Annotated in this window: 28 protein-coding genes; all 28 read right to left on the bottom strand. The window is 36.1% G+C overall.

Annotation, left to right across the window (positions count from 1 at the left end; translation table 11 throughout):
* Position 1: 1 nt before the first annotated feature.
* Positions 2-778 carry a flagellar biosynthetic protein FliR gene (fliR, locus tag MKX39_RS06080; protein WP_340768745.1) on the bottom strand — a complete coding sequence of 259 codons (777 nt, stop codon included), beginning with the start codon at positions 776-778 and terminating at the stop codon, positions 2-4.
* A 4-nt stretch (positions 779-782) separates the two neighbouring features.
* Positions 783-1,052 (bottom strand): flagellar biosynthesis protein FliQ, encoded by a 270-nt coding sequence (fliQ, locus tag MKX39_RS06075; RefSeq protein WP_093263173.1) that lies wholly within the window; start codon positions 1,050-1,052, stop codon positions 783-785.
* A 12-nt stretch (positions 1,053-1,064) separates the two neighbouring features.
* Positions 1,065-1,730, bottom strand: coding sequence for a flagellar type III secretion system pore protein FliP (gene fliP / locus MKX39_RS06070; RefSeq protein ID WP_093535127.1), 666 nt, complete (start codon positions 1,728-1,730; stop codon positions 1,065-1,067).
* Positions 1,723-2,406: a flagellar biosynthetic protein FliO gene (locus MKX39_RS06065; RefSeq protein WP_340768743.1), complete on the bottom strand. Its 684-nt coding sequence runs from the start codon at positions 2,404-2,406 to the stop codon at positions 1,723-1,725. The genes fliP and MKX39_RS06065 overlap by 8 nt, the downstream gene beginning before the upstream one ends.
* Positions 2,407-2,410: 4 nt before the next feature.
* Positions 2,411-2,773, bottom strand: coding sequence for a response regulator (locus tag MKX39_RS06060; protein WP_093535132.1), 363 nt, complete (start codon positions 2,771-2,773; stop codon positions 2,411-2,413).
* Between the two features lie 19 nt (positions 2,774-2,792).
* Positions 2,793-3,959, bottom strand: a complete 1,167-nt coding sequence (gene fliY / locus MKX39_RS06055; protein WP_340764410.1) for a flagellar motor switch phosphatase FliY — start codon at positions 3,957-3,959, stop codon at positions 2,793-2,795.
* Positions 3,952-4,950, bottom strand: a complete 999-nt coding sequence (fliM, locus tag MKX39_RS06050) for a flagellar motor switch protein FliM (RefSeq protein WP_093535134.1) — start codon at positions 4,948-4,950, stop codon at positions 3,952-3,954. The genes fliY and fliM overlap by 8 nt, the downstream gene beginning before the upstream one ends.
* A gap of 29 nt (positions 4,951-4,979) precedes the next feature.
* Positions 4,980-5,411, bottom strand: coding sequence for a flagellar basal body-associated protein FliL (fliL, locus tag MKX39_RS06045; protein WP_340768741.1), 432 nt, complete (start codon positions 5,409-5,411; stop codon positions 4,980-4,982).
* Complete coding sequence (locus MKX39_RS06040; protein ID WP_340761929.1) at positions 5,401-5,622, bottom strand: flagellar FlbD family protein; 222 nt, start codon at positions 5,620-5,622, stop codon at positions 5,401-5,403. Before MKX39_RS06040 ends, fliL begins: the two co-directional genes overlap by 11 nt.
* Positions 5,623-5,690: 68 nt before the next feature.
* Positions 5,691-6,626, bottom strand: a complete 936-nt coding sequence (gene flgG / locus MKX39_RS06035; protein WP_340768740.1) for a flagellar basal body rod protein FlgG — start codon at positions 6,624-6,626, stop codon at positions 5,691-5,693.
* A gap of 82 nt (positions 6,627-6,708) precedes the next feature.
* Positions 6,709-7,089: a TIGR02530 family flagellar biosynthesis protein gene (locus MKX39_RS06030; RefSeq protein ID WP_340768738.1), complete on the bottom strand. Its 381-nt coding sequence runs from the start codon at positions 7,087-7,089 to the stop codon at positions 6,709-6,711.
* Between the two features lie 15 nt (positions 7,090-7,104).
* Positions 7,105-7,746, bottom strand: a complete 642-nt coding sequence (flgD, locus tag MKX39_RS06025) for a flagellar hook assembly protein FlgD (RefSeq protein WP_340768737.1) — start codon at positions 7,744-7,746, stop codon at positions 7,105-7,107.
* A 3-nt stretch (positions 7,747-7,749) separates the two neighbouring features.
* Entirely contained in the window at positions 7,750-8,958 is a 1,209-nt protein-coding gene (locus MKX39_RS06020) for a flagellar hook-length control protein FliK (RefSeq protein ID WP_340768736.1), read from the bottom strand.
* A 32-nt stretch (positions 8,959-8,990) separates the two neighbouring features.
* Positions 8,991-9,545, bottom strand: a complete 555-nt coding sequence (locus MKX39_RS06015) for a MotE family protein (RefSeq protein ID WP_093535148.1) — start codon at positions 9,543-9,545, stop codon at positions 8,991-8,993.
* 8 nt (positions 9,546-9,553) lie between these two features.
* Complete coding sequence (fliJ, locus tag MKX39_RS06010) at positions 9,554-10,003, bottom strand: flagellar export protein FliJ (protein WP_093535150.1); 450 nt, start codon at positions 10,001-10,003, stop codon at positions 9,554-9,556.
* Positions 10,004-11,326 carry a flagellar protein export ATPase FliI gene (gene fliI, locus MKX39_RS06005; protein WP_340761921.1) on the bottom strand — a complete coding sequence of 441 codons (1,323 nt, stop codon included), beginning with the start codon at positions 11,324-11,326 and terminating at the stop codon, positions 10,004-10,006.
* 5 nt (positions 11,327-11,331) lie between these two features.
* A complete protein-coding gene (fliH, locus tag MKX39_RS06000; RefSeq protein ID WP_340768735.1) occupies positions 11,332-12,111 on the bottom strand; it encodes a flagellar assembly protein FliH in 780 nt (259 codons plus the stop codon).
* Positions 12,095-13,108 carry a flagellar motor switch protein FliG gene (fliG, locus tag MKX39_RS05995; RefSeq protein WP_093535156.1) on the bottom strand — a complete coding sequence of 338 codons (1,014 nt, stop codon included), beginning with the start codon at positions 13,106-13,108 and terminating at the stop codon, positions 12,095-12,097. The genes fliH and fliG overlap by 17 nt, the downstream gene beginning before the upstream one ends.
* A gap of 127 nt (positions 13,109-13,235) precedes the next feature.
* The gene (gene fliF / locus MKX39_RS05990) at positions 13,236-14,825 is read right to left on the bottom strand and encodes a flagellar basal-body MS-ring/collar protein FliF (RefSeq protein ID WP_340768734.1); all 1,590 of its coding nucleotides are present in this window, start codon (positions 14,823-14,825) and stop codon (positions 13,236-13,238) included.
* Positions 14,826-14,884: 59 nt separating this feature from the next.
* Positions 14,885-15,190: a flagellar hook-basal body complex protein FliE gene (fliE, locus tag MKX39_RS05985; RefSeq protein WP_340768733.1), complete on the bottom strand. Its 306-nt coding sequence runs from the start codon at positions 15,188-15,190 to the stop codon at positions 14,885-14,887.
* Positions 15,191-15,209: 19 nt separating this feature from the next.
* Complete coding sequence (flgC, locus tag MKX39_RS05980; RefSeq protein ID WP_340768732.1) at positions 15,210-15,671, bottom strand: flagellar basal body rod protein FlgC; 462 nt, start codon at positions 15,669-15,671, stop codon at positions 15,210-15,212.
* Between the two features lie 2 nt (positions 15,672-15,673).
* Positions 15,674-16,066 (bottom strand): flagellar basal body rod protein FlgB, encoded by a 393-nt coding sequence (flgB, locus tag MKX39_RS05975; protein WP_340768731.1) that lies wholly within the window; start codon positions 16,064-16,066, stop codon positions 15,674-15,676.
* Positions 16,067-16,352: 286 nt separating this feature from the next.
* Positions 16,353-17,132 (bottom strand): GTP-sensing pleiotropic transcriptional regulator CodY, encoded by a 780-nt coding sequence (codY, locus tag MKX39_RS05970; RefSeq protein ID WP_093535166.1) that lies wholly within the window; start codon positions 17,130-17,132, stop codon positions 16,353-16,355.
* 84 nt (positions 17,133-17,216) lie between these two features.
* Positions 17,217-18,608 (bottom strand): HslU--HslV peptidase ATPase subunit, encoded by a 1,392-nt coding sequence (gene hslU, locus MKX39_RS05965; RefSeq protein WP_340768730.1) that lies wholly within the window; start codon positions 18,606-18,608, stop codon positions 17,217-17,219.
* Positions 18,605-19,153, bottom strand: a complete 549-nt coding sequence (gene hslV / locus MKX39_RS05960) for an ATP-dependent protease subunit HslV (protein ID WP_093535170.1) — start codon at positions 19,151-19,153, stop codon at positions 18,605-18,607. Before hslV ends, hslU begins: the two co-directional genes overlap by 4 nt.
* Positions 19,154-19,172: 19 nt before the next feature.
* On the bottom strand, positions 19,173-20,072 hold the full coding sequence (gene xerC / locus MKX39_RS05955; protein ID WP_340771353.1) for a tyrosine recombinase XerC: 900 nt from the start codon (positions 20,070-20,072) through the stop codon (positions 19,173-19,175).
* Positions 20,073-20,137: 65 nt separating this feature from the next.
* Entirely contained in the window at positions 20,138-21,448 is a 1,311-nt protein-coding gene (gene trmFO, locus MKX39_RS05950; RefSeq protein WP_340768729.1) for an FADH(2)-oxidizing methylenetetrahydrofolate--tRNA-(uracil(54)-C(5))-methyltransferase TrmFO, read from the bottom strand.
* A gap of 15 nt (positions 21,449-21,463) precedes the next feature.
* Positions 21,464-23,539 carry a type I DNA topoisomerase gene (gene topA / locus MKX39_RS05945; RefSeq protein ID WP_340761914.1) on the bottom strand — a complete coding sequence of 692 codons (2,076 nt, stop codon included), beginning with the start codon at positions 23,537-23,539 and terminating at the stop codon, positions 21,464-21,466.
* Positions 23,540-23,578 lie beyond the last annotated feature (39 nt).

Raw genomic sequence — 23,578 nt, 5'->3', positions numbered from 1 at the left:
ATTAGCCACCACCTAAAATTATCATCAAGTCACGCATTGCGACGACCAAAATTTCAAACATTTTCTGTATCACTGCCATTAGTACAGCCATCATCACGAGAAGGACTAAAAACCCTACACCTATTTTTATCGGATATCCTATGACAAAAATATTTAACTGTGGTACCGTTCTCGCAGTTATACCAAGGGCTACGTCCACAAGAAATAGTGTCGCAACTATTGGGATAGACATTTGAAATGCAACAGCAAAAACGCCAGCAAAAGTTTTCATAATAAATTCCACATAATTTTCTTGCCCAAAAGCTGGCCAGACCATTTCCAACGGCATAAATTGATAGCTATAGAAAATACCATCCAACAATAAATGATGACCATTTAGTGCTAATAACAACAATAGAGCTAAAGTATTCAAGAACTGACCAATTAAAGGACTTTGTGCACCTGTCTGTGGGTCAATAACGTTAGCCATTGCAAATCCCATCTGAAAATCGATAAATCCACCCGCAATTTGAACGGCTGACATAATGATATAGGCTAGTAAACCTATAAATAATCCAGATATAACTTCTTTAATGATTAACAGAATATAATCTCCATTTATTTCAAACGGTTCTACATCCAACGTATAATACATCATCCAAGATAGAACTACAGCAAATGCTATCCGATGTGATGCAGGTATTGTTCGATGTGAGAATAATGGTAACACTACAAAAAATGCGGTTACACGGGCAACGATTAGTAAAAATACAGTTAAATTCGGTAAAATTTCATCCATCGTATCAACCAATGTATCTTATCAAATTCTCAAAAATATCTGCTGCATATGAAGTTACTTGTGAAAGCATCCATGGACCAAAGAAAACGATAGCTACTAAAACTGCAACAATTTTAGGCACAAATGCAAGAGTTTGTTCCTGGATTTGTGTGGTCGCCTGAAAAATACTTACCGCAAGACCTGTTATTAAAGCAACTAAAAGAAGAGGACCTGATGCAAGAAGAATGACCCAAATTGCTCGTTCGGCAATTGAAATTACCATTTCATTATTCAATACAATCAGCTCCTAAAAACTTTGTAATATAGACTTCATCACTAAATACCATCCATCTACCAATACAAACAATAATATTTTAAACGGTAAAGAGATCATAACTGGCGGTAACATCATCATACCCATTGACATCAGTACACTCGCCACAATCATATCAATAACTAAAAAAGGGATAAAAATCATAAATCCAATTTGGAAAGCTGTCTTAATCTCACTAAGCGCAAAAGCAGGCACCATCACCGTTAACGGAATATCCTCTAATGTTTCAGGTCTTTCTGCTTCTGAATATCTTAAGAAAAGTTCCAAATCTTTTTGTCTTGTATGCTTACTCATGAACTCTTTGAAGGGACCACTAGCATTTTCATAAGCCTCTTCTAAAGTAATATCTTCATTAAACAAAGGCGTTAATGCATCTTCGTTGACTTGTTGTAATGTTGGAGCCATGATGAAAAATGTTAAAAACAACGCTAACCCAACTATCACTTGGTTCGGAGGCATTTGGTTAGTCGCTAGTGCAGTTCGTACAAATGATAAAATTATAACTATTCTAGCAAAAGAAGTCATTAATATTAATATACTAGGAGCTAAAGATAAGACCGTTAGTAAAAGCATCAATTTTATAGATGTGGAAAGATTCCCCGGGTCGCTGTCCGAAAAAAACTGGACAAATTCATTCATTGTTATCGCGCTCCTTCGTCTTCCAATCCTTTAATACATTACTACGGTCTTTTTGAATATCTTGAAGTCTCTTTTGGAATGTCTCCTTAAATGAAGGTTGCTTACTTTCCTTCTTCTGTGAGGTTCCTTTGTCTTTCAAGCGACCAACTATCTCAAATATGTAAGGAATACTTTTTTCAATATCTATTTTTGCTTCATATATTTTTGTTAAATTTTCTATCTCTACTGGATCGGTTATTTCTTTTAACAAAGTAATATCTTCGCCAATACCAACCAAAAATATAGAATTACCTACTTGCATTAGCTGTAATGATTTACCTTGACCTACCCCGACCCCACCTAAATTCTGAATAAGCTGGTTGGTTTGAAAGGTTTTGTTTCTACTATTTACAAAACGAAGTACACCGTAGAGTAAAGCAATAACAAACAAAAGGGCAAGCACCATTTTAATGTAATCCCATGCTGTAACAGAAACACCTGCAGAAACGGGTTCTGTCGTTTCTGTAGTATCTGGGGTTTCTTCTATAATTGCTTCAGAATCTTTTTCATTTTTGGAATTATTGTTATTTAGGTATTGTTCAACACTTTCATTTGAATCTACCTCTGCTTTCACAACAAGCTGAGTTCCAAAAGTTAAAAAAAGAAATACACTTAAAACGAGGGGAAATTTCCTCATGTCATTACCCTAAAGCTTTGGAAATAGCTTCAATTACACGATCCGCTTGGAAAGGCTTAACGATGAAATCTTTTGCTCCAGCTTGGATTGCATCAATAACCATCGCTTGTTGGCCCATCGCTGAACACATAATGATTGTCGCAGTCGGGTCTTTTGCTTTAATCTCTTTCAAAGCTGCAATTCCATCCATTTCTGGCATTGTAATATCCATCGTTACTAAATCTGGTTTAAGCTCATTGTACTTTTCAATTGCTTGAACTCCATCTCCAGCTTCACCTACAACTTCAAAACCATTTTTGCTTAAAATATCTTTAATCATCATTCTCATAAAAGCTGCGTCATCTACTACTAAAATTCTTTTCGACATAATATGTCTCCTCCAGTGCTTATCTTAAATTGTTTATACGTTCTGCTTGACTTAAAATATCTGTAATACGTACACCAAAATTCTCATCAATAACAACGACTTCCCCTTTGGCTACATGTCGATTATTGACAAGAATATCAACAGGCTCTCCAGCCAGTTTGTCGAGTTCAATGATGGAGCCACTTGTTAGTTCCAAAATCTCTTTTACAGTTCTCTTAGTACGACCTAATTCTACTGTTACTTGGAGAGGAATATCAAGTAGTAAATTTAAATTTCTCGATTCATTTTGCGATAAACTCGGCGCTTCAAAGCTTGCAAATTGTGCTTGTTGCACTTCCACTGGCGGTGCCTGCGGTCGTGTTTGCTGCTGAGTATACTGTATTGGCGCTTGCGAAGGCACTTCATGTACTTGTTGTGTTTGCATGGAAGGCTGCTGTTGAACAGGCGCTTGATATACCTTTTCTTCTGTAATGGTAGCAGCTAATTCAGGTTCATCTTCTCCTATTAAGGATTTCACTAAGCTTTGCCCAAATTCTAATGGTAGTAGTTGCATAATATTAGAATCGATTAAATCTCCAATTTTAAGACGGAAAGATATTTTAATAAGTAACTCATTTTCAGGGATGGCATCGGTTCCTTCCCCTTCCATAAGATTCATAAGGTCGATCGTAGGCGGTGAAATATCTACTTTTTTGTTGAAAACGGTAGACATTGATGTTGCTGCGGAACCCATCATTTGGTTCATCGCTTCTTGAACTGCGCTTAACTGAATTTCACTAAGCTCGGGCTTTGGATCTAATCCATCCCCACCAAGCATTAAGTCTGCAATAATTGCAGCATCCGATTGTTTTATAACGAGAAGATTCATACCGATTAGTCCAGCAGTATATTGTACTTGCACTGCAACATATGGATGAGGAAACTCTTCTTGTAGTTTTCTACTATTGATCATACTAATACTAGGTGTAGTAATATCTACTTTTTGTCCTAAAAGTGAAGACAGGGCTGTAGCAGAACTACCAAATGAGATATTACCAATTTCTCCAAGTGTGTCTTGAGCAAATGAATCTAAATAATCTTCTACATTTACATCTTCCATCTCTACTTCTTTCGAAGCTTCCTCATTTATATTCGTTCCTCTAAGGAGAGCCTCAATTTCGTCTTGGGAGAGCATATCATCACTCATCATCATCCTCTCCTCCTTTCACAGTTTCAATGACTTGTACAGCCATTCGTTTTTTTAGTTTTCCAGGTTGACCAATAAATTTAGGAATACCACCAACTTTAACAGTTAATGAGTCATCAATTTTAGTATTTAACTGAATGACATCTCCTAATTGTAAATACAATAAATCTTCTATAGATATATCCGTTGTCCCAATTTCTGCGACTATAGGTATTTCTGCAGCATTCACTCGTTTTTTCAGAACAGCTAATTGTTCAGGTGAAACTTCTTTTTTATTTGTTTGCATCCAATAACGCACAGATAAGTTCGGTACAATTGGTTCTAAAACTACATGAGGAATACAAATATTAATCATTCCACTTGTTTCACCAATAATTGTATTAAAAGATATCACAACAACTGTTTCATTGGGAGAGATCATTTGTAAAAATTGTGGATTAACCTCTAGCTCTGTTAATATCGGATCGATATCCGCAATATTTATCCAGGCTTCTCGTAAATTATCAAACGAACGCTCAAATAAATTCGTCATAATCTTCGTTTCAATTTCCGTTAAATTATCTACTTTTGTATGAGCTTGTCCTTTTCCACCCATCATTAGATCCAACATGGAGTAAGCAATATTCGGATTAATCTCCATCAGAATATTACCTTCTAACGGTGGTACTTCAAACACATTGATCAATGTCATATGTGGTACCGAACGAACAAATTCTTCGAAAGGTATTTGATCGACTGAAACGACCGAAATTTGTACGTATGTTCTTAACTGGGCAGAAAAAAATGTGGTTAATAGACGAGCAAAGTTTTCATGAATTCTCGTTAAACTTCGAATCTGATCTTTTGAAAAGCGAAGTGCTCTTTTGAAATCATATGTCCTTATTTTCCTAGCTTCTTGTTCGCTTTTCATTTCATCTGCTGTCATTTCACCTGTCGAGAGTGCACTCAACAACGCATCTATTTCCGATTGAGATAATATATCTCCTGCCAATCTGCCCACCTCCAATTTTTAAAAATTCTTTATTGAATAATATAAGAAGTGATATAAACTTGTTGAATTTCTCCATCATCCATTAGCTCACCAATTTTTGTTTTAAGCGCTGATTCAAATACTGCTTTACCTTTTTTACCATCTAATTCTTCAGGAGTCATTTCAGATAGTTCTGTGATCACTATATTTTTTACTTGGAAATCCCGTTTAGTTAATTCTTCTGCTGCTTTAACGCTGTCCGTCTGGACCTTTAAAGATATACGGATAAATTTATTTGACGCTAGATTAGTAGTTATCTCTGGTATATCTACAGAGGATTCGATAATTTCATCAATGGTCGGCTTATCATCTTTATCTGCTTTGTTTAACTGCATTACTATTAGCAAAGCTACTACCCCTACTAATGTAATCGAAACTAAAATAATAAGCATAATGGTTAATAGTTTATTTTTACTCTTCATCTTGTTCACCTCTTATATGCGGGTTCGATAAAATATGTACTTCTTTGTAAAACTGAGATATTTTGGAGTATACTTCATCCCTAGATTCCAACGCTACATATTTATGACCATTTGTAAGTGTAATCGTCGTATCTGGAAAAGACTCCACAGTCTCTATGTACAGAGCATTTAACGAAAACTCCTTGCCGTTTAAACGAGTAAGCTTAATCATAATGAAGGGCCGGAACCATTTAGGAACGGCCCAACCCTCCCTTTCAAGTAAATTTAAAGTTTAATAGATTAACGTTTTAAGTTGATTAATTCTTCTAAAATAGAATCTGAAGTTGTGATAATACGAGTATTCGCTTGGAATCCACGTTGTGCAACGATCATGTCTGTAAATTCTTCTGAAAGATCGACGTTAGACATTTCTAAGAAACCAGAGTTTATTGATCCCATTCCTTGTGTAGTTGAAATTCCATAAAAAGGTTCGCCTGAGTTAGAAGAATCTTTGAAATAGTTCGAACCTGATTTCTCTAATCCACCGGCATTTGGAAATTTAACTAAAACTAATTGCCCAGCATATTTCAATGTACCAGTTGAATCAACAAAAGTAACTGTACCATCTTGACCGATGCTCATACTTTGAGCATTAGTAGGAATTCTTATTGGTCTCATTGTATCTGCCGCTGGTTCAGCACCACTGACTATTTTTGGATCTTCTGGTAAAGTTGCAACTGGAAAATCAGTGTCAAGATCATCAGCATCAACATTAGCGGATACACCATATACGTATTTTCCATCTCCATTAACTAAATACCCTTTATTATCCATATAAAAATTGCCTGCACGAGTATAAACAGGATTTTCAAAATCTGTTGGAGCAGCAGGCGTTGCACCATCATTTCTTCCTACACCATCTGCTACTACAAAAAATCCATCCCCTGATATCGCTAAGTCAAGCGTATTTCCTGTAGATTGCAGTGCTCCACCTGCTTGAATTGTATCTATTGCTGCTAACTGCGAACCTAAACCAACTTGTTTGGCATTAACCCCCCCGCGAGTTTCTGTTGCAGCAGAAGCACCTGCGGTAGTTTGTGATATCAAATCTTTAAATACAGTACGACCTTTTTTAAATCCATATGTGTTAACATTTGCGATATTGTTACCTATTACATCCAATTTTGTTTGGAAGTTTTTTAAACCTGAAATACCTGAGTACATTGAGCGAATCATATATTTTTTCTCCCTTCAATTTGCGTGCTAGCTTCTATCAGTCGGCTGCACATAGCATCCTTTACAGGTCCTGCTATTTTAATTAGTTCAGTACGATTGTACCGTCAATATTTGTGAATAATTGGTTTTTCGCTTCCGTGCGATTCATTGCAGTAATGACAGTGGAATTTTTGGCACTGACGATTAATGCTGCTTGGTCCATCAATACGAGTGAGTCGTTCACACCTTTAGAGCGTGCTTCTGAAACTTTGTCGCTTACTATTTGCCATTCTGCATCTGAAATATAAATATTTCTTTCTTGTAAACGTTGGTTGGCGTGTTTGCTTACTTTTAATTCTGTTCGAACAGATGCTTCATGTAAATGATGTAAGAAAGATTGTTTTGGTGAAGCTACCTGATTTGATGTGATTGGTTGACGGATTTTTGTTTGCAGCGGAACACGATTTACCGAAAGATTGTCCATTGCAAGTCTCCGTTCTTATTGGATAGATATAAACTGGTCGGCTTTGATCGACACATCTCCACCTAAATTATATACAATACTTCCATCTTTTTTTGAAACTGATTGTACTACTCCTGAGCTTACAGTATCGCCATTTTGATAACCTACTGTTTTACCAATGAGCATGCTAGCTTCTACTAAACTATTGGAATTAGAACTACCCGATAATACTTCTGAGATATTTCCAGGGTTTATCTTCTTTCCATCTGCTAACGTGAATTCCACGCTTCCATCTACAAACTTAATACCTGTAATAGATCCAGCACCTTCATTTGTAATGGGCTTTCCATCAGCATCTAATTTATCCGTAAGTTCATGCCACTTTACTTCTTTGCCTACAAAATTACTGAATTCGATCATTTGACTTTGTTGTTGTACACCTGCAAATTCTTCAAAGGCTTTCGTTAAGTTAGTCATTTGTTCTAAAGATGAAAACTGCGCCATTTGTGAGATGAATTGTGCATCATCCATCGGTTTAGTTGGATCCTGATTTTGCAGTTGTGTCATTAGGATTTTTAAAAAAGCATCTTTCCCTAATTCACTACTACCAGTGGTTTTTGTTGTTATCGCTTTGTTAGATAAATACATACCTTTAGTAATTGGGGTCAAATCTGCCATCTGTTAAACCTCCATATCTGTTAAGAAATCGTCAAAGGAAATTGGTGTTTCCTGACTTTCCGTATTTGTCTCTTCATTAGACTGCTCTTGCTGTTGTTGTTTAAAAGATTGTTGGAAGTTTTGTTGCTTCTCTTGTCTCACCGAGTCTTGTAAAGCCTGGCTAATCTCTAACTTTTCCAGTTGAATGTTTTGTCCTGCAAAACCTTGTCTCAATTGACTTGAGTTAGAATCCAACATTTCTTTACCTAAAGCAGTCGATGCTAGTATTCTTGCTGTTAACATACCATCTTTTTGTATCAATTCAATTCGAATCGTACCTAGATGCTCTGGAAATAGCTTAAGAACTAGTCTATTTACACCGCCTGTTTGCCCAAACTGCACACGGTTCATTACTTTTTGTAATTCTTTTATAAATTCCTCTGACTGACCAGCCTTCTCAGTTGGTAAGGTTAAGGAAACTGATTCTACTTTTGTTTGAACTACTGTAGTAGTACTGCCTTGTACATTTGATGTAATTTCTTTTGTTTCAGTTACAACTTCTGTTTGTAAAGTGTGAGCAGGTTGTTTGACTACCATTTGAGTATGAATAATCGGTTGTTTTAATAGTTGTGATGAAGAAATTGTTTCACTAGTTGGTAATTTACTTACTACTTCCTTCACATTTTCAAGCAACTGCTTCATATCAAAAAGTGTAGATTCTTCTTTAATGGTTAAATCCGATTTATTTCCTATTAACTGTGCAGTTTTTAGGAATTCAATCGCTTGTTTTGCATCAGTTGGAGTACTTGGCCCTTGTCCATTTAAAGAAGAAATAATCGCATCTGTAAGTTTGGTTGCCTGTTCATTTATACCGGCTAGCAAATCCCAAACATTTGATTGTTGCATTTCGTCGTTCGTGTTCACATCACTGTCAGTACCTAATAATTTATCTAAAAGTCCTTTTAACTCTTTAGGATTTACAGTTAAATCTTCCGTTCCTAATACTGATTCTAGCTCTTCTATGGAAGTTGCATTTAGAATTGCTAACAGATCTTGGAGTACATTTCCAACGGGATTTCCTTGTTCTGTAACAATCGGTTGTACTTGTGAATTGGATAAAATCTGTCCAAATACAGAACCAAACTTTTGACTGTTATTCATAGTCGTTTGTATTTTACTACTAGTTTGAATAGCAGCATTTACATTTGTATTGACGGGCATTGCGATATTCACGTTTATATTCACCTCCCTTCAAATGGAAATAATTATTTCGTCATTAACTCTGTATATTTAGCAGCATCTTCTGGAGTCATTTTTTCATAAATGCTTGCTACCGTATCTGGTTTGAGACTTGTCAAAATACGTAAAGCTTCCGCATCACTCATCTTTGTTATAACTGGAGCAGCCTTTTTTGCGGACATTTTTTCAAATGTAGAAACAACTTCAGCATAATCTCGTTTAGCACTTTCCTGATTCCTTGTTAATGTTGCAATTTCTTCTAACAATCTTTCTTGTTCTATTAATAATGCTTCCTTCTCAGTTGCAGAATTATCAAGTTCCGTTTGAACTTTATCAATTCGAGCTTCTTTTTCTTGAATTTCAGCTTGTAACGAGACTACTCTTTCTTCTAGTACTTCTGTTTTTTTGTCTACTGTTAATACCTGCTCTTCACTAAAACCAGTTATCTCTTTTGCTTTTTCAAAAACATTTATATTTGCTATTTGAGCAAGTACCAGTAAGAGAAGTAAAGCAAATAAAAGAGGAATGATAAACCAATAAAAGAGCATTTTTATTTTACTTAAACCTTTTGCTTCAGCCATGCTTCTACTCACCTAATCTCTTTGTTTTGAAACTTTAAAGAAGATATTTCATCTAATTGAATCGTTTCTAGTCTTTGTTGCTCTTCTTGAAACTGTGATAGGTCTTTTTCTTTAATCTTCTCAAACTTTTTTACCTCTAATGACTTTTCGAGTAGCTTTTCTTCCATCCAATTCATTTTAGATCTTGCTTGGACAACTTCCTTTTGAACAACATCAATTCTTTTTTGAAGACCGTCGATATAATTCGAATAATGATGAATATTGTCTACTGAAAGGCCAGAAATAAGCAGATTGTTTTGAGTATCTGTTGTATCTTCTTTCTTTTTCAACAAATTATATAACTCTGTAGCGACCTTCTCGAAGGACGACACGGATTCTTTGTAAGCCAATTCCGTTTCTGATTTTTCTTGTTCTCGAATCGTTAGAACTTTAGCAAATTTAAACTGATAAGCAACCATTTATGAAACACCACCTGATAATTTCACTAATTCATCGACGGAAGAATCCAAAGATACTTTGTCTAAATAACCTTGTTTTAAAAAGGAAGTAATTAAAGGTTCATATTGTATAGCTTCATCAATCTCACGAGATGTCCCACGCTTATATGCACCAATATTAATAAGATCTTCTGATTTATCGTACGTGAAATATAAATCTCGTAATCTTTCCGCTGCTTTCACATGTTTGTCGTCTGAAATATGATTCATCAATCGACTAATGCTTTTTAATACATTAATAGCAGGATACTGTCCCTTGTTAGCAAGTGAACGATCCAACACAATATGACCATCTAATATTCCGCGAACTGTATCAGCTATTGGTTCGTTCATATCATCGCCATCTACCAATACAGTATAGAACGCTGTAATTGTGCCGTTTTCATTTGTGCCAGTTCGTTCAAGCAACTTAGGCAAGATAGAGAATACAGAAGGCGTATATCCTCTTGTAGCTGGAGGTTCTCCAACTGCAAGACCAACTTCCCGTTGTGCCATCGCTACACGAGTCACCGAGTCCATCATAAGCATTACGTTTAACCCTTTGTCTCGGAAGTATTCTGCAATAGCAGTAGCTGTAAAAGCACCTTTAATCCGCATTAATGCAGGCTGGTCAGAAGTAGCTGCTACGACAATCGATTTCTCTAAACCTTCTTTTCCCAAATCTCTTTCGATAAACTCTCGTACTTCCCTGCCGCGCTCTCCAATTAGTGCAATGACGTTTAAATCCGCATTAGTATTTCTAGCAATCATTCCAAGCAATGTACTTTTCCCTACCCCCGAGCCAGCAAAAATACCGACCCTTTGGCCTTTTCCGACAGTAAGCATTCCGTCAATTGCCTTAACACCTACTTCTATTTGCTCTTCAATAGGTGGTCTAGTTAAAGGATTTGGAGAATCTTTTTCTGTTCCAACAGTCATTAAACCCTTTGGTAAAACAGATCCATCAATTGGATTGCCCATGGAATCTAATACTTTTCCTATAAGTTCCGGCCCTACCTTAATCTCTAATGGACTATTCGTTCCTTCGACTAAACAACCAGTAGATATCTCTCTTATATTCGTATAGGGCATTAAGACGACAATTTCTTCCTTAAAACCAACAACTTCAGCAAGAATAATAGAAGCTCCTGTTTTGACGGAGTTTATATGGATTTTACATACATCACCTACGGAACTTTCAGGACCTTGTGATTCAATCATTAATCCAACAACTCGACTAACTCGACCATATTTTTTAAATGTAGGTATATTCGAAATTTGTTGTATTAAATCTACAGCTTTCATCACATTCACTCCATATTGTCTAGAATATCCACAAGCTTACGTCGTAATTCTTGCAATTGCTCATCAATACTTACTACAATTCTTCCGTGATTTGTTTCTATATAACAATCAGTTTCATTCATATCTTCATCAACAAAAACCATAAATGGAACATCTACAGGAAAAATGGAGGAAAGCTCTTCTCTATTATTAGATACAAGTTCAAAGTAAGTGGGAGATACATATAGTTTAATCACTTTCATTTCTCTCGCTTCTTTTAACCCTCTTTTTACAATAGATAAAAATAGTTCTTCATTATCCTCTAGCTTCGTGGCAATAATTCTCTCTGCTGTTCGTAGAGCTAGTTCTAAAATGACCTGTTCTTGTTGTTGTAAATAATTTGCAGCATTCTCATGAGCAATTTTCATCGTTTCATTAGCAAGTTTTAGCGAGTTTTGCATATCGGCTTGAGCTTTTAAACGTCCCTCTTCTAAGCCTTGTATAAAGGCTTCGTCATATGCCTGTTGCTGATAAACAATCTTTTCTTCTTCCCACGCATTCAGCTGATCTTCAACGTACTGTTTCGTCTCTTCAATATCTTTGGTTAATAAAGCTCGTTTTTCTGCTATCTCTTGGTTTACCTGTTCCAACATTTTACTTCTCTCTTGTGTAAGAACATCTATCGTTAACGGCTCGTCTGTGTTCATCATTTCTTGAACATATAAATTCCTTATTTGAATTGGTTTGGAATTTTCCTTTGTTTCATTCAAATATACATTTCGGAAAATTTTAGACAATGATGTCATCTCCTCCACCACGAGCAATTATTATTTCACCTGCATCTTCAAGTCTTCTAATCACTGTTACTATTCTAGATTGTGCTTCCTCTACGTCACGTAATCGAACTGGACCCATAATTTCCATTTCTTCTTTAAATGTGTCGGCCATCCGTACAGACATATTGCGGAAAATTACGTCTTTAACTTCTTCACTAGAAACCTTCATAGAAAGTAATAAATCTTCGTTTTCACAATCACGAATAACTCGTTGAATCGAGCGATTATCCAATGTAACAATATCTTCGAATACGAACATTCTTTTCTTAATCTCTTCTGCAAGTTCTGGATCTTGTATTTCTAAAGCATCTAAAATCGTTTTCTCCGTAGTTCTATCCACACCATTTAATACTTCTACGACAGCATCTATACCGCCTGTTTCCGTATAATCCTGTGTCACTGTTGAAGAAAGCTTGCGTTCAAGTACTGATTCTATTTCACTAATAACTTCAGGAGAAGTGGAATCCATCGTTGCTATTCGTTTAGCTATATCTGCTTGCATTTCCTGTGGTAAAGAGGAAAGAATAATTCCTGCTTGCTGCGCCTCTAAATAGGAAAGAATCAAAGCTATTGTTTGTGGGTGTTCATTTTGGATAAAGTTAAACAGTTGGGCAGGCTCTGCACGTCTGGCAAAATCGAATGGTCTCACTTGTAGAGAAGATGTGAGTCGATTGATAATTGCCTGAGCATGTTCAGTGCCTAATGCTTTTTCTAAAACTGTTTTTGCGTATCCAATACCCCCCTGTGAGATATAGTCTTGTGCTAATGCTATCGTGTGGAATTCTTCTATTATATCTTCTTTAATGTTAGGCTCTACTTTTTTTACACCTGAAATTTCAAGAGTTAAACGCTCAATTTCTTCTTCATTTAAATGTTTATAAATAGAAGCAGACACTTCAGGTCCGAGAGAAATTAATAAGAGCGCGGCTTTTTGTTTACCACTTAAATCTTTTTCTTTCTTGTTCACAGCCGTTCCCCCAATCAATTACGCCTCGGCGTACTTACATCAAGATTTTGAATCCGGCAAGCCGGATAATATTGTTTCAGAATCTATGACATTCGCCGGAGGCTTTAACTTTATTTTTGGTATAAAGTCAATCCTCCGCTATCCAAGTACGTAATAACTTCGCAAATTCTTCTGGCTTATCTTTCGCCATTTTCTCTAATTGTTTTCGTCTAAGAGTCGATTCTGTTTCTTTTTCTGTGTTAATATCATCGACATTAAATTCCTCACGTTGTTCTTCTAGAATAATCATTTCTTCCTCATCGGTTTTTCTAGAGCGAAGTAAAGATACTACTAATAGAATTATTGCAACAAGTAGAATTCCACCTATTACATAAACCCACCAAGGAATAGCTGATTGTGTATTTGCTACCGCAGTAGCTTTCCCATTAAATGGTTGTACTGATACGACAATTTTTTCTTGTAGTAATTCCTCTGTCAATTCTCCTCCTGCTTCTTCATCTATAGAAGTGCGGATGATTGTTGCAAGAATTTGTTCTATATCCTGTTCTACACCGTCAGGCATAGTTGTTACATCTTCTGGATTAGGTGGTTCCACCATAACCTGAATGCCTATGTCTCTAATTTTATAAGGACTTTCAACTATCTCTTTTTTAATTCGATTTACATCACTATTAATCGTATCTTCTAGTCGTTCATAATCTCCATTTGATGTGGAGCCTTCTACATAGTTCGTGAAATTGTCAGTTGCATCTTCTGTTGCCGGAGTACCTCCTGCTACAGGATTTTCACCGGTAAAGGTTTCAGAAATACGCTGTGCACTAATTTCAATTCCAGCCATATTTTCTTCATCAACAGGTTCTACTAGATTCTCTTCTCGATTTTCCTGTTTAAAATCAATATCTGTAGTAATAGAGACAACTACTTTATCTTGTCCAATCAAAGTACCTAACATCGTTTGAACTTGACGTTGTAAATCACGCTCAATTGTTTTCTTGATTGACATTTGATCGGTTACATTTGCACCGGCTGTATTTGCATTTGCTTGCTCTAAGTCAAAGTACTCTAAGTACTGATTTCTAATACTAATATCTTCTGCAGCTAAATTAGGAATGGACTTGGATACTAAGTTGTATAAGGACAAAATCTGTGAATCTGTAAATTTATACCCAGCTTCTGTATTCAAAATTATTGCCGCACTAGCAGTTTCATTGCTTTGTGAAAGAAATACACCTTCTTCCGGCAATGTAATCATTACTTGCGCTTCCTTTACTCCCTCGACACCTTTTATCAACTTACCGAGTTCTGTTTGCATAGAAGCTAGCTTTAGTACATTAAACTCATTATCAGTCATACCAAATCCAGCATTTTGAGAGAAGAAATTATAGTCAATCATACCTGATTGTGGATAACCCTCCGCAGCTAGTTGTACTAATAACGAATCCACTTGCTCTGCTGGTACTAGGATAGATGTCCCTCCTGGAGCAATTTCATTGGGAACTCCTTGTGCATCTAATGTTTCTTTAATACGTCCTATTTCAGATGGAGATACATCTGTATACAGCGGAACGAAGTTAACTTTATTCATCATTGTAGTAATAACTATCGCCAGGATAATAACCGCTAACAAACTGCCAATCATTGTCCCTTTTTGCATTTTAGTGCGACTTTTCCAAAAAGTTGTTACGTCGCTTGTCATTTTCTTTATACGTTCATTCATTATTATCCTCCGGTTATGGTGAATATTTTTGCCAAATTTATCGCGTTAACCGAAAGAGGTTAAACTTGCATACGCATAATTTCTTGATATGCCTCTACAACTTTGTTTCTAATTTCTAAGGTAGTATTTAATGTAATACTTGCTTTTTGAGAGGCAATCATTACATCGTGTAATTCGATATCGCCACCGTTTATAAGCTTTTCAGTAGCTATGTCGGAAGCTTTTTGATTTTCATTTACAGATTGAATGGCTGTTTTTAAAAAGTCGCCGAAGGCACCTTGTGCTTCCGAAGGACTTAGTTTCGAAGTTGGTGAAACTGGATTTATTTGTGAAGGATTAAATAATGAAACGGATTCTATTGCCATTTAGACTATACCTTCTTTCTTATTTACCTATTTCTAAAGCTTTAGACAACATTGCTTTGTTTGCGTTGAATACTGTTACATTTGCTTCATAAGATCGTGTAGCCGATATTAAATCCACCATTTCTTTTAAGGGATCAACATTTGGCATTTCCACGTATCCATTTTCATCAGCATCAATATGTGTTGGATCGTATACTAATTTAAAAGGAGTTTCTGTATCTTCTTTTACATTAGTAACTTTTACTCCATTTCCAACACTTCTATTGTCCGATGAACCCATCGCTACATTTAAAAAATTCGAAAAATTTCCATCAATCGGCTTCAATGTTACAGACTTCCTTCTATAAGCTTGCCATTCACCATCGACAAGTTTAGCTCGAGTAGTATCTACATTTGCCATATTAGAGGAAATTACATCCATTCTAAGCCTCTGTGCAGTTAACGCTGATGCTGTTGTATTCATCCCGTGGAATATAGACATAATTAGCTTCCTCCCCTAACAACAGTTTGTAGCGTATTTAACTTACCACTCATTCGATCTATTAATGCATTATAGTAGATTTGATTGGTTGCTAGATTTGCTTGTTCTTTATCCATGTCTACACCATTACCATTATGGTTGTAGCTGTAATTTGAATAATTGAACACACCTGCTGTACTTGACTTAGTTTCAAAATCAATATGCTTTGCTTGCGTTCTATTTGCAGAGATAGTGGATTGCTTAGCACTAGATAAAAACTCATTAAAACTAACGCTTTTCGACTTATAGTTTGGTGTGTCGACATTTGCTATATTTTGCGCAATTGTCTTTTGTTTCGTCGCAGAAAAGTCTAAGCCTTTTTCTAAACTTGAAATAGTACCACTAAATATACTCATTTTTTTCACCTCGTTATTTAAATAATTCGACATGATTTTTAATAACTATCTTTGAATATCACAATAATCTAATTGTAATGATTATGTAACATTGTGTCTATTCATTTCTCATCAATTTAATAGGACTATTTTCCTTTTTATTTGATAAACATCGACATTATGTGTCAATCCTGGTCATGGTATAGGTTTCTATCATCAAAATAGTAAAAAACAACTATTCGTATTCGCGATAATCTTCCCATAAAAAAAACACCTTTCCTCATGACGAGGAAAGGTGTTTTAAAAATTATTTCATTTTAAGCTGAGCTAACTCTGCAAGAAACTTATCATTTAATACTTTGATATATGTTCCTTTCATCCCAAGTGATCTTGATTCAATAACTCCAGCACTTTCTAGTTTACGAAGTGCATTTACGATAACAGATCTTGTTATTCCAACACGATCAGCTATTTTAGATGCTACTAATAGACCTTCACTGCCATCTAACTCTTCAAATATATGTTCAATTGCTTCTAGTTCACTGTAAGATAGTGAGTTGATAGCCATTTGTACAATTGCTTTACTACGAGCTTCTTCTTCAATTTCTTCTGATTTTTCGCGTAAGATTTCCATTCCAACTACTGTTGCACCGTATTCACCTAGGATCAAATCATCGTCTTCAAATTCTTGTTTCAGACGACCTAAGATTAATGTACCCAAACGCTCTCCACCACCGATGATTGGAACAATTGTCGTTAGACCATCTTTAAATAGTTCACGATTTTCTTCAGGGAATACCGAGTGCTCACTGTATACATCTAAATTTGATGATGTTTCATCCACATGAAAAAGGTTTTTTGTATATTTCTCAGGGAATTGACGCTCTTCCATCATTTTAATAATACGTTCGTTTTCAATTTGTTGATAAACTTCAAAACCTAATAATTTTCCTTTTCTAGATACGATGAAAGCATTACTTTCAATTACTTCGCTTAAAGTAGCAGCCATTTCCTTAAAGTTTACTGGCTTACCAGCAGAAGCTTGTAACATTGAGTTAATCTTTCTTGTTTTCGTTAATAAATTCATGAATTGAATCCTCCATTTAATTTTCCTATTTATTTTAATATTCTAAAGGTTTTTAATTGTTTTAGATACTAATACGATTTGATTTTACAATATAAATTGAGATAAATCTCTGTTTTTCACAATATTGTCAAGTTTGCCGTCAATATATGCAGGAGTGATCTGTATATGAGCAGGAGAAATGTCAGATGCTTCAAAAGAAAGCTCTTCTAAAATCTTCTCTAAAATAGTGTGAAGACGTCTCGCTCCTATATTATCGGTCTCCTGATTGACTTCATACGCAATCTCACCAATTCTTTCAATAGCTTCTTCTGAAAACGTAATAGTTACTCCTTCGGTTTCCAACAGAGCTTCATATTGTTTAATTAGTGATTGGCGCGGTTCTTTTAAAATACGGACAAAATCATCTTTTGTCAATTTTTCTAATTCTACACGAATTGGGAAACGACCTTGTAATTCAGGGATTAAGTCAGACGGCTTAGCCATATGGAAAGCTCCTGCTGCTATAAACAAAATATAGTCCGTTTTAACTGCACCATATTTTGTGGTAACTGTAGATCCTTCTACTATTGGTAGAATATCCCGTTGAACACCTTCACGCGAAACATCCGCAGAAGATCCTCCACTATTTTTACTTGCTATTTTGTCCATTTCATCAATAAAAATGATCCCTGTTTGTTCTGTCTTTTCTATGGCTATTTGAGCAAGTTCATCTTTGTCTATTAGTTTGTTCGCTTCTTCTTGCATTAATACTTTTCGGGCATCTTTTACTTTCATTTTACGCTTTTTCTTTTTCTTCGGCATAAGATTAGATAAGGCATCCTGCATATTCATGCCCATACTCTCCATACCACCTGGTTGTAGAGCATCAAATAAAGACGGAGTTTGTTCAACAACCTCCACAGTAATAAACTCATCCTCCAATTTGCCATCTCTTAAATCTTCGGCAATTTGCGAACGTTTTAAACGTACATCTGTATCTTCTACATCAGTAGTATCTTCTTCCTTCCCTCCAAATAACGCTTCAAATGGATTGGAATTTGCGTTCTTTTTCTTCAAAGAAGGTACAAGTAACTTAACAATCGCGTCGTTCGCCAATCGAATAGCTTGGTCTTTCACTTCGTCCATCTTTTCTTCTCGAACAATTCGAATAGCTGCTTCCACTAAATCTCTTACCATAGACTCCACATCTCTACCGACGTAGCCTACTTCAGTAAATTTGGTCGCTTCTACTTTGATAAATGGAGCCTTCGTTAACTTAGCAATTCTTCTAGCGATTTCTGTTTTACCGACTCCGGTAGGTCCAATCATTAGAATATTCTTCGGAATCACTTCATTTTTCATCTCATCGTCTAATAATTGTCGACGATAACGATTTCGTAGTGCAACGGCTACTGCTTTCTTAGCAGCTTCCTGTCCAACAATGTATTTATTTAAATGCTCTGTAATTTGTTTTGGGGTTAAGTTAGCTTCTTTCATTCACCTAATACCTCCACAATAATTTGATGGTTTGTAAAAACACATATGTCTGCAGCAGTAGTTAGAGCCGCTTTAGCAATTTCTTCTGCTGTCATATTTTCTCCTGCAAACTGTTTTAATGCTCTCCCAGCAGCTAATGCATAGTTCCCACCAGAACCGATAGCTAAAATACCATCATCTGGTTCGATTACCTCTCCAGTTCCAGAAACAAGTAACAAACTATTTTTATCCATCACTAGAAGCATTGCCTCTAATTGACGAAGCATTTTATCTCCTCGCCATTGTTTAGCAAGTTCGACTGCTGCTCTTTGTAGATTGCCGTTATATTCTAACAGCTTGCCTTCAAACATTTCAAAAAGTGTAAAAGCATCTGCTACGGAGCCAGCAAAACCTGCTACAACTTGACCGTTAAAAAGCCTTCTTACTTTTTTCGCAGTGTGTTTCATCACTACTTGGTTACCTAATGTCACTTGACCATCTCCGGCCATAGCTTGGCTACCATTGTGACTAACTGCAAATATCGTGGTTGCATGAATATTACCCATTTAAAATTACCTCCAATATTTACGCACGCGGATGCGCATTCATATAAGTTTTACGTAAATGCTCTTTTGTTACATGTGTATATATCTGTGTGGAAGATAAGCTGGAATGTCCTAATAGCTCTTGCACACTCCTAAGATCAGCACCATTATTTAATAAATGTGTAGCGAATGTATGTCTTAGCATATGTGGATAAATAGTTGAGTTCATCGAGGCTTTTTTCAACATTTGGTTCAAAATATATCTTACGCCATCTGTCGTTAAATGCACTCCTCGACTATTGACGAATAAAAATGTATGGGAGGTTTTCTTCATCAGTTTTGGTCGACTATTTTGTAAATAATCATCTATCGCTGCTAAAGCAAAATCACCGACCGGGACATATCGTTCTTTTCTTCCTTTACCCATCACTCGCACGACTCCATAGCTACTATCTATATGACGCAGTTCAATCGATGTAAGTTCACTCACTCGTATCCCCGTCGCGTATAATAGTTCTAATATAGCAATATTTCGTACAGATAGAGAATCTGTTCCCTTATTTTCCTCAAACAATTGCACCATTTCTTCTTCATAAAAGAAATGAGGAAGTTTTTTTTCTCTTTTAGGATGAAACAAAGATTGAAACGCATCATCTCGAACATTATATTCTTTGTGTAGGAATTTATAATAAGAGCGAATGGAGGATATCTTTCTCGATATAGAGGTTCTCGCTAACTTTTCATCATATAACTTTGTTACATACAATCTTGCGTGAATATACTCAACTTCATTTAGATCCGTAACACCTTCATTGTTTAAAAAAGATAAAAACTGCTTTATATCTTTTTCATACTCCTGAACTGTATGAACGGAATAATTTTTTTCTAATTGTATGTATTGTATAAATGCATGAAGTTCTTCAAATCCAATAATGATTATCAACTCCAGTATAAACCATTGTAAAAGCCTCTAAAAGTATACAACTTTTAAGAGGCTTTTAGCAATTATAACGCAGTCTTTTTCATAAAATTTCGAATTGTCGTCAACGCTCGATTTGCCAATTGTTCTACTTTCACCTTTTTATCTCTAACTTTCGGCTGTAATTCAGGGAATAAACCAAAGTTGATATTCATAGGTTGGAAGTTTCTCGGGTTCGCTTCAGTAATATATCTCGCCATACTTCCAAGCGCTGTTTCAGGTGGAAATACGACCAATTCTTCCCCTTTTGCAAGCTTAGCTGCATTTATCCCGGCCAGTAACCCGCTACCAGCTGACTCCACATAACCTTCTACACCCGTCATTTGACCAGCAAAGAAAATTTGGTTATTTGCTTTTAACTGATAAGTTGGTTCTAGAACATATGGCGAATTAATGAACGTATTACGATGCATAACTCCATAACGGACTATCTCTACGTTTTCAAGACCAGGTATTAACTTCAGTACTTCTTTTTGTGGTCCCCATTTCAAGTGTGTTTGGAAACCAACAATATTGTAAAGTGTTCCTGCACCGTCATCTTGACGAAGCTGAACTACTGCATAAGGACGTTGACCAGTTTTAGGATCTTCTAAACCTACAGGCTTCATCGGACCAAATAATAATGTCTTTCTCCCACGTGCTGCCATCACTTCTACTGGCATACAGCCTTCAAAGAAAATTTCTTTTTCAAACTCCTTTAAAGGCACAACTTCCGCAGCTATTAGTGCATCATAAAAACGATTAAATTCGTCCTCCGTCATTGGACAATTGAGATATGCAGCTTCGCCTTTATCATATCTCGATTTTAGATACACTTTATCCATATCTATACTATCCTTTTCAACGATAGGAGCAGCTGCATCATAGAAATACAAGTAGTCTTGGCCAGTCATGTCTTTCACTTTTTCAGCAAGAGCTGGAGAAGTTAATGGACCGGTTGCTATTACCGTTATACCTTCTGGAATTTCTGTTACTTCCTCATTGACAATTTCGATTAGCGGATGATTGCGTATAGCATCTGTAACTCTACCCGAGAAATCATGTCTGTCTACAGCAAGAGCACCTCCTGCAGGTACACTACTGTTATCTGCAGATTGTATAACAATAGAGTCCAACATACGCATTTCTTCTTTAATAACGCCTACAGCATTAGTTAAGTTGTTAGCTCTAAGCGAATTGGAGCATACCAATTCAGCAAATTTGTCCGTATGATGCGCAGGAGTTTGTTTAACAGGGCGCATTTCGTAAAGACGTACTTTTATACCTCTTTTTGCAATTTGCCACGCTGCCTCACTTCCTGCTAATCCTGCACCAATAACGTTTACTATTTCAGTCATGTCGTATCCTTCTTTCTAACTTTGCGGATCTTCTTTATAATCACACGCAACACATTGTATTTGTATACCTTTTTTCAATTTCTTTTCAACTAACATTTCGTTACATTTCGGACATGGTCGACTTATCGGCTTGTCCCAAGAAACAAATTCACAAGTTGGATATTGGTTACAGCCATAAAACAAACGTTTTGTTTTACTTTTTCTTTCCACAATCTGGCCTTCCCCACATGCTTTACATGGGACCCCTATCTCTTTGATGATTGCTTTTGTATTACGACATTCTGGGAAGTTACTGCAAGCCATAAATTTACCATAACGCCCTAATTTATATACCATTGGTGAACCACAGTTTTCACAATCTTCTCCTGTTGGTTCATCTTTAATAACAATTTTCTCCATCTCAGCGTCAGCATACACGACACGCTTCTCAAAATCTTGATAGAAGCCATCAATAACTTCGACCCATTTTACTTGTCCCTCTTCTACACTATCTAAATCTCTTTCCATCTGGGCAGTGAACTCAATATCCAAAATTTCCGGGAAGAATTCAAATACTAGCTGATGGACGATTGTTCCAAGTTCAGTAGGAACAAAACGCTTCGTCTCTAATGCAACGTAACCACGTTTTTGAATCGTATCTAATGTTGGAGCATAAGTAGACGGTCTACCTATCCCTAATTCTTCTAATGTTTTTACAAGTCTTGCCTCTGAGTATCTTGGAGGAGGTTGAGTAAAATGTTGTTTCGGATCAATAGCCAATGCATTAACTTTATCTCCGATTTCTAAAACTGGTAATAGCTTGTCTTTATCGTCGGTTTGATCATCTGAACCTTCCACATACACTTTCATAAATCCTGGGAATTTAACTTGGGAGCCATTTGCTCTAAAGTAAACTTCCCCATTTTTAAGGTCAACAGCCACTGTATCTAGTATAGCAGATTCCATTTGGCTTGCTATAAAACGTTCCCATATTAGTTTGTATAATTTTAGTTGGTCACGCGATAGAATCGCTTTTAGTTCACTTGGTGTTCTAAGTACACTTGTTGGTCGAACAGCTTCGTGGGCATCTTGTGCTTTTTTCGATTGCTTTTCTACTTTTTTTGTAGAAATATATTCAGATCCAAATTCGTTTTTTATATATTCTTGAGCTTCTGCTTTTGCACTATCCGAGATTCTTGTAGAATCAGTACGCATATAAGTAATCAAGCCGACCGTTCCTTGTTTTTTCCCTAGGTCGATTCCCTCATACAGTTGCTGTGCTAACATCATTGTTTTTCTAGCTCGGAAGTTTAGTTTTCTTGCGGCTTCTTGTTGAAGGGATGAAGTAGTAAAAGAAAGGGCAGGATTACGTTTCCGTTCTTTTTTAACGACATTGGCAACTTCAAACTTTTTGCCCTTCATCGACTTCAGTACTTCTTTTACTTCTTCTTCATTTGAAAGTTTTCTCTTTTCTTTCTCACTTCCATAATAAAGTGCATCGAAGGCTTTCTTATTCTTGTCAAATTGTCCTTCAATCGTCCAGTACTCTTCCGGCGTGAAACTATTAATTTCATTTTCCCGGTCAATGATTAAACGAAGAGCTACAGATTGAACTCGGCCAGCTGAAAGGCCTTTTTTTACTTTTTTCCATAGGATAGGACTTATATTGTAACCTACAAGTCGATCCAAAATTCTTCTTGCTTGCTGAGAATCTACTAAATCCATATTTATTGGTCTAGGATGTTTAAACGATTCGAGGATTGCTTCTTTTGTAATTTCATTGAATACTACTCGACAATCTGATTCAATATCAACGTTTAATGAGTTAGCTAAGTGCCATGCAATTGCTTCCCCTTCTCTGTCGGGGTCAGCCGCGAGATAAATTTTCTTCGCTTTTTTGGCTGCTGTTTTTAATTCTTGTAGTACTGGGCCTTTACCCCTAATTGTAATATACTTTGGTTCGTAATTATTTTCTGTATTTACACCCATTTGACTTCTAGGGAGATCACGAACGTGACCAATCGATGCTTTGACTTTATATTTTTTCCCAAGATATTTTTCTATTGTTTTTGCCTTTGCTGGTGATTCTACAATTACTAAATAATCCGACATAAATTTCCCTCCTTATAGAAGGTAACTCGCTTTAATCTA

Source organism: Psychrobacillus sp. FSL K6-1464 (assembly GCF_038003145.1).
Taxonomy (GTDB): Bacteria; Bacillota; Bacilli; order Bacillales_A; family Planococcaceae; genus Psychrobacillus; species Psychrobacillus psychrotolerans.
The sequence above is the reverse complement of the archived record's forward strand: the minus strand, read 5'-3'. Positions and strand labels throughout refer to the sequence as shown.

Bases quoted from the DNA above. Each gene is read 5' to 3' on its own strand.
- fliR (WP_340768745.1), bottom strand. From the start codon at position 778: ATGGATGAAATTTTACCGAATTTAACTGTATTTTTACTAATCGTTGCC.
- fliP (WP_093535127.1), bottom strand. From the start codon at position 1,730: ATGAATGAATTTGTCCAGTTTTTTTCGGACAGCGACCCGGGGAATCTT.
- MKX39_RS06065 (WP_340768743.1), bottom strand. From the start codon at position 2,406: ATGAGGAAATTTCCCCTCGTTTTAAGTGTATTTCTTTTTTTAACTTTT.
- MKX39_RS06060 (WP_093535132.1), bottom strand. From the start codon at position 2,773: ATGTCGAAAAGAATTTTAGTAGTAGATGACGCAGCTTTTATGAGAATG.
- fliY (WP_340764410.1), bottom strand. From the start codon at position 3,959: ATGAGTGATGATATGCTCTCCCAAGACGAAATTGAGGCTCTCCTTAGA.
- fliL (WP_340768741.1), bottom strand. From the start codon at position 5,411: ATGAAGAGTAAAAATAAACTATTAACCATTATGCTTATTATTTTAGTT.
- MKX39_RS06040 (WP_340761929.1), bottom strand. From the start codon at position 5,622: ATGATTAAGCTTACTCGTTTAAACGGCAAGGAGTTTTCGTTAAATGCT.
- flgG (WP_340768740.1), bottom strand. From the start codon at position 6,626: ATGATTCGCTCAATGTACTCAGGTATTTCAGGTTTAAAAAACTTCCAA.
- MKX39_RS06030 (WP_340768738.1), bottom strand. From the start codon at position 7,089: ATGGACAATCTTTCGGTAAATCGTGTTCCGCTGCAAACAAAAATCCGT.
- flgD (WP_340768737.1), bottom strand. From the start codon at position 7,746: ATGGCAGATTTGACCCCAATTACTAAAGGTATGTATTTATCTAACAAA.
- MKX39_RS06015 (WP_093535148.1), bottom strand. From the start codon at position 9,545: ATGGCTGAAGCAAAAGGTTTAAGTAAAATAAAAATGCTCTTTTATTGG.
- fliJ (WP_093535150.1), bottom strand. From the start codon at position 10,003: ATGGTTGCTTATCAGTTTAAATTTGCTAAAGTTCTAACGATTCGAGAA.
- fliI (WP_340761921.1), bottom strand. From the start codon at position 11,326: ATGAAAGCTGTAGATTTAATACAACAAATTTCGAATATACCTACATTT.
- fliH (WP_340768735.1), bottom strand. From the start codon at position 12,111: ATGACATCATTGTCTAAAATTTTCCGAAATGTATATTTGAATGAAACA.
- fliF (WP_340768734.1), bottom strand. From the start codon at position 14,825: ATGAATGAACGTATAAAGAAAATGACAAGCGACGTAACAACTTTTTGG.
- fliE (WP_340768733.1), bottom strand. From the start codon at position 15,190: ATGGCAATAGAATCCGTTTCATTATTTAATCCTTCACAAATAAATCCA.
- flgC (WP_340768732.1), bottom strand. From the start codon at position 15,671: ATGTCTATATTCCACGGGATGAATACAACAGCATCAGCGTTAACTGCA.
- flgB (WP_340768731.1), bottom strand. From the start codon at position 16,066: ATGAGTATATTTAGTGGTACTATTTCAAGTTTAGAAAAAGGCTTAGAC.
- codY (WP_093535166.1), bottom strand. From the start codon at position 17,132: ATGAATTTATTAACGAAAACAAGAAAGATTAACTCAATGTTACAAGCT.
- hslU (WP_340768730.1), bottom strand. From the start codon at position 18,608: ATGAAAGAAGCTAACTTAACCCCAAAACAAATTACAGAGCATTTAAAT.
- hslV (WP_093535170.1), bottom strand. From the start codon at position 19,153: ATGGGTAATATTCATGCAACCACGATATTTGCAGTTAGTCACAATGGT.
- trmFO (WP_340768729.1), bottom strand. From the start codon at position 21,448: ATGACTGAAATAGTAAACGTTATTGGTGCAGGATTAGCAGGAAGTGAG.
- topA (WP_340761914.1), bottom strand. From the start codon at position 23,539: ATGTCGGATTATTTAGTAATTGTAGAATCACCAGCAAAGGCAAAAACA.